The sequence below is a fragment of the Micrococcus sp. CH7 genome (assembly GCF_001595485.1).
GTDB lineage: Bacteria > Actinomycetota > Actinomycetes > Actinomycetales > Micrococcaceae > Micrococcus > Micrococcus luteus.
In genome coordinates, this window is the sequence record NZ_LOSQ01000028.1 from 1 (window position 1) to 4953 (window position 4953).

Genomic DNA, 4953 nt, shown 5'->3' on the forward strand with positions numbered 1-4953 from the left:
ACAACTACCATCGGCCTCATACCTCCTGCGGAGACGCTCCTCCGGCCTCACTGGCACCGACCCGAGTCAACAACGTCATGCCCTCCTACAGCTAGTTGGGTGCTGCCGGACAGAGGTGCCAGGGTGCGATCTTGCTTGACAGGGTTGCCCATCATCGCGCTCGACGGATTCGTCGATCCGGCCTTCTCCAACCGCGCGCTGGCTCGCTTACCCGTTGGGCTTGGCCTCGGATTCATGGACGTCATTCTGGAGTAGCGCGATGATCTGCTTTGCGGTTTCACTCCGGTGGTCCTGTGAGATGGGCCTGCTTCCGATCAGGTCGTTGACCCAGAGCCCGTCAGCAGCGAGCAGGGCGAGCGAGGTCATCTGGTCGCGCTCAGCTTCGTCGGGTTCGCTACGTCCGGTCCATCGGTCGATGAGGTCTTCCCAGATCGCCTTGTGCTGGGTGTGCTGGCTGTCGAGAATCATCTGGAACTCGGCGCGGGAGGCGGCTGTCGAACAAGTGAGTATGTAGGCGGTCAGGCGCTCCATCGACGTTGCCTCAGCGGTCGGCTTTCCACAGGCGATCTCTAACTGCCGCTCCCAGCGATCAGCGAGTCTCTGGTGGATCGCAGCGATCAAGTCGTCTCGTGATGGGAAGTGGTAGATGATCCCGGCCCTGGTGATCCCTGCAGCGGCCGCGACAGAGTCAAACGTGACTGCTGTGATCCCGTCTTCCTCGATCACTTGGATCGCGGCGTCGAGGATCATGGTCTTCTTGCTCTCACGCACCATCATGCGCCCCTCCGATTGGTTCAGTGGTTTTCGGCGTACTCCATTGCCTCGCTGCCGCGCCCGTAAGCGCGGAGCAGCCGATTGGTCAGAGCGGCTCCACTAGCCAGCATGACAGCGAGGACGATCATCGTGACCAAATAGGCCGTGTCGTAGGCGGAGGTGGCGGCTGCGATCACGTCGAGATCTCCGTCGGCGATCCCGAGGGCATCGGCAATGCTCTCCCCCGCTGCGGCGGGAGTGCCATCCGGGAGTCGGACGACTGTGGCGTAGACGAAGGTCAGGAGGCTCCCGAGGAGTGCTACAGCCGAGAGGGAGCCCATCTCGTAGGAGACTTCTTCGATCGAGGCCGCCATGCCGGCCTTTCGCGGAGGCGCGTTGCCCATAATGGCGGCGGAAGCGACGGCGAAGGTGCCGCCCAGGCCGAAGCCGGTCACGATGAAGCTGACGACCAGCAGGGGTAGTGATCCGTTCGCAGAGGCCAGCACGGCGAGAGCTAGTCCTAGGGCGGCGATGGCGAGGCTGCCGGAGATAATGATCCGCAGGCCCACGATGTGCAGGATCGCGGCCCCTAGGACACCTGAGGGCAGGGCGCCAAGCGCGATGGCTGCGACTAGCAGGCCTGCTTGCAGGGGGGTGAAGCCCTCGACGAGCTGGAAGCGCTGTGTGGTCGCGAGCTGGGCGCCAGCGACGGTGAACATCGCGAAGAAGGCTGCCAGAGAGCTGCCAGCGAAGGCGCGGTTGCGGAAGATGGAGAACTCGATGAGTGGTTCTTCCAATCGGCCCTGGCGTCGCACGAAGAGGACGAACCCGATGACTGCTGACGCCAGCGCCCCTGCGATCAGAACCCAGTTCTGTGGAATATGGGCCAGTTCCTTGATGACGAGCACGGTGCCCACCAGCCCGACCATCGCATAGAGGGATGAGACGAGATCCCACTTCTTCGACGGATCGGGATCGTTGTGCGGCGCGATGATTGCGGTCGCCACAAGTGCGATGACAACAACGGGGACGTTGATGAGGAAAACAGATCCCCACCAGAACCGTTCGAGAAGGGCGCCGCCGAGAATGGGTCCGAGCGCTGCCCCCGCGATCGACAGGCTCCCCCAGATGGCGATGGCGATGTTGCGCTCACGAGGATCGTCGAACGCGAGGCGGATCAGAGCAAGCGTGGCGGGCATCATCGCTGCGGCCCCCACAGCGAGGAGTGCCCTGGCGCCGATCAGGAAGGCAGGGTTGGGCGAGAGTGCCGCTGCCAGTGATGCGGCACCGAAGATCCACAGGCCGACGACGAACATTCGGCGGTGGCCGATGCGATCGCCCAGTGTGCCTGCTCCCAAGAGGAGGCCAGCCATGACCAGGGGGTAGGCGTTGATGATCCACAGTGTCGAGGATCCGGACGCGCCGAGGTCTGCGGTCAATGTAGGCAAGGCGGTGTAGAGGATCGAATTGTCGAGGGTGATGAGTAGCAGGCCGGCCCCCACGGTCATGAGCAGCCACCACCGCCGCGGCGATGATCCAACGTCGTTCACTGTTGTACCCCTGTCCTCTGCCTGTAGTCGCATCAACGAAACTATACTAACAGGTTACTGAAGTAACCTTCAGCGCTCCGACGGAGGGATGCCTCACGATCCAGTGGGGTGTTCATTGCCCCATCCCGGCGTCAAGCCGGGTATACCCCTTTACACACCTTGCCCGCCCACGAGACCATCACGTCAGAGAAGGTCCCAAACCGGGCCGTTAGACAGAAGTGTCGGAGGGTCTAAGACGTGGTTGGACAGACTGTGGCCTATGTGCGGGTGAGTTCGGCCGAGCAGAACCTGGATCGTCAGCTCGAGGCGGTGGGGGAGTACGACCGCATCTTCCAGGACAAGATCCCCGGCAGCTCGAGGGCCAAGCGCGCCGGGTTGGCTGAGCTGATGACCTACGTGCGGGAGGGGGACCTGGTGAAGGTCGCCTCCATGGACCGGCTCGGCCGCGACGCTCGGGACCTCTACGCGATCGTGGACGAGCTCACCGCCAAGGGGTGTGCGGTGCAGTTCGTGTCCGAGCGGATCACCGTGGACAAGTCGGGCACCTCCCCGGTGGACGGGCTGATGTTGGGGATTCTGGCGGCGTTCGCTGAGTTCGAGCGCCGGCGGATCAAGGAGCGCCAGGCTGAGGGCATTGCGTTGGCCAAGGCCCGCGGCAAGTACGTGCAGGCCCCGAAGCTCTCGGACACCGACGTGGAGCAGGCGCGCGTGATGATCGAGATGGGGATCCCAAAGGCCGAAGTGGCGCGTACGTTCGGGGTGAGCCGGCAGACCCTGTACACCTCGTTGCGCCGGCAAGCCTCAGACTGAACCCCATCCTCGGCCGCCGGCGTCCCTTGAGTTTCTGCTTCAGTACGCGGGCGCGGCCTTGTACAGGGATTCAGCGTCTTGGGCTGCGTGGACGCCGGCCTGGACGACGTCGTTCTTCATGTCCAGCACCCGCAGCTGCCCCTCGATCTCAGCGACGGCCTCGATCCGGCCGAAGGCATCCCCGTGGGCCTGGGCGTACTCGGCCAGGCCCCGCAGCTTGGGCAAGGCGTCGGCCAGGTGCGTGCCGTGGGGGTCCACGATGTCCGCGCGGATCGTGCCGTCCTGGTTGGCGTGGAAGAAGAGGAAGTCCGGTCGTAGCGCCTGCCACTGGCCGGTGCCGTCCTGGAACGGGATCGCCAAAGACTGCTTGGAGGCCCGGGAGGGGTTGCGGTACCAGCCCCGGAAGGAGGGCTCGGCGGCTTCGGAGTCCAGCACCTGCCGCTCCCAGGCGTTCAGATCCACAGGTGCGGTGCCGTCCTCGGCGGCCATCAAATGCAGAGTGCGGGTCGGCAGAGGACGCTCGCTGCCATCAGGGAGGCGCTCCTGCTGGTCCGCCTGAGCCAACTTCGGGCGGGTCAGGTCCACACGTTCAGGCCGACGGGCCATCTCCCGCACCCGGTCATACACTGCCTGGCGCTCATCGGTCAGGCCGTTGATCTGCACGCGGTACTGGCTCAGCCAGTCCTGCACGAGCTTGTCGGCCTTGGCCTCCAGATCGGCGACGACCTCGGAGGTGCGGGCCAGGGAGGCGATGATGATGTCTCCTTCGCGCAAGTCGAGATCCTCTTCGTCCTCGGGGACGATGTGATCGATGTAGGCCCCAGCGATCCAGCCGGTGAGGGTGCGGGCCGCCGCGGCCGCGGCCTCCTCGATGGCCCGGTCATCGGCCAGCAGCTCCAGGCTGGTGGTGCTCAGGGTTGTGGTTCCCAGCCGGCCGGTCAGCCGCTGGGCCGACAGGGTGAGCACATCCTGGCGGGCCGCGGCGATCTGCTCGGAGTACTGCGCCCTGCATCCGTCCAGGAGCTTGCACATTGTGTGCGCGGCGGTCTTGATCGCCCCGGGCAGCAGCCCGTCGTGGGAGAGGGCGTTGGCCAGGATGTCCAGGCGCTTGAGCGGTTTGGTGGCGCCCCGGGGGATGGTCATCGAGGGCAGGGCGTCGAACACCGCCCACACGTCTTCTCCCACCGCCGGGTTCGGTGTCAGGGTGACCGGGTCGAACAGCACCCGCCGGGCGGATGCGCGGGCGGGGTCGGAAGTGGTGTCGTCCATGTCGGACTGTCCGCGCATCAAGGTCTGGGCGATGGCGGTGGAGGTGGTCTTGTCGAAGTGGGGCAGGAAGCAGTCGATGGAGTTGAGCACCTCGTTGCCCGGGATGCGTCGGGCCAGGGGGGTGCGGACCATCCGGCCCAGCAGCTGGTGGACGTAGGTGGCGTCCTTGTAGGTGCGGAAGGACATCAGCACCTCCGCCCTGGGGCAGTCCCAGCCGGTGGAGATCGCCTCCATGGCCAGCAGCACCCGGATGTGCGTGGTCTCCTGCACTCGCTGCGGGGCGATGTAGTTGACGATCTGGCCGGGCAGGTGCCGGTCGGTGTGGGTGCCGAAGACGTGGGCTATGTCCTGGGGCCGTAGCTCGGGCCACTCCTGGTGGATGACATCCAGGATTCGCGAGAGGTGCTCGTCGCTGGGTTTGTCGGCGACCTGCACGACCAGTAGCGGCACCACCGGGTCCGCCTCGCCCTGTTCGGCGGCGTAGGTGTAGGAGGGCATGACGTTGTTGACTCGGGTCGGTGCCAGTGAGGCCGGAGGAGCGTCTCCGCAGGAGGTATGAGGCCGATGGTAG

Annotated in this window: 4 protein-coding genes; 1 reads left to right on the top strand and 3 read right to left on the bottom strand. The window is 65.3% G+C overall.

The window, feature by feature from the left end:
* Positions 1–207 precede the first annotated feature (207 nt).
* A complete protein-coding gene (locus AUV08_RS07960; RefSeq protein ID WP_061873172.1) occupies positions 208–777 on the bottom strand; it encodes a TetR/AcrR family transcriptional regulator in 570 nt (189 codons plus the stop codon).
* A gap of 17 nt (positions 778–794) precedes the next feature.
* A complete protein-coding gene (locus AUV08_RS07965) occupies positions 795–2261 on the bottom strand; it encodes an MFS transporter (RefSeq protein ID WP_231865122.1) in 1467 nt (488 codons plus the stop codon).
* 279 nt (positions 2262–2540) lie between these two features.
* Between AUV08_RS07965 and AUV08_RS07970 the strand changes: the two genes are divergently transcribed.
* Positions 2541–3113 (top strand): recombinase family protein, encoded by a 573-nt coding sequence (locus AUV08_RS07970; protein WP_061873174.1) that lies wholly within the window; start codon positions 2541–2543, stop codon positions 3111–3113.
* Positions 3114–3152: 39 nt separating this feature from the next.
* Here AUV08_RS07970 and AUV08_RS07975 read toward each other — a convergent pair whose 3' ends face one another.
* Positions 3153–4880: a hypothetical protein gene (locus AUV08_RS07975; RefSeq protein ID WP_061873175.1), complete on the bottom strand. Its 1728-nt coding sequence runs from the start codon at positions 4878–4880 to the stop codon at positions 3153–3155.
* Between the last annotated feature and the right edge of the window lie 73 nt (positions 4881–4953).